Source organism: Actinomadura sp. BRA 177 (assembly GCF_013372625.1).
In the GTDB taxonomy this organism is placed as follows: Bacteria; Actinomycetota; Actinomycetes; order Streptosporangiales; family Streptosporangiaceae; genus Spirillospora.
Map to the genome: position 1 here is coordinate 1 of NZ_JABXFD010000021.1, position 471 is coordinate 471.

Annotated in this window: 1 pseudogene; it reads left to right on the plus strand. The window is 79.2% G+C overall.

Features of this window, described 5'->3' with window-relative positions:
• A pseudogene (locus HUX53_RS42870) lies at nt 1-471 on the plus strand (hypothetical protein); the annotation flags it as partial.

Sequence of the window (471 nt, forward strand, 5' to 3'; positions counted from 1 at the left end):
CTCCAGGTTGGGGTCGGTGGCGAGGATCAGCTCGGTGACCGTCCCCTCCGCGAGCTGATGCAGCGGCTCGCGGACGGGACGCTCCCCGAGCCCATCCTCCCCCCCGACCCCCACCTGGAGGGCGAGGCCACCGCGCCGTCCCGCGCCCGGCCCGTCCAGCCCATGGCCCTCACCCTCCCCCGGCTGGCCCGCGCCCCGCCGGCGGGCGGCGCCCCCGAGTCCGCCCACGCGGCAGCGCTCGGCCGCGGCTCCGCCGGGCGGCGGCGGCCCGCCGCCACCGAGCAGCCCGGCGGGCACGGGCCCGAGGCGGCGGTGCGGGTCTTCGTGACGGCTCCGCCCGGCGGCGGCGTGCTTCCCCTCGCTCTCCTTTTTGGCGCTCGGGGGCGGAGGGGCGTCGCGGTGCTGTTGCTGCCTGCTGTCGTACCCAACGCGAGGCCCGCGCGGCTTGCGATCCGCACTGCGCAGCAGAAG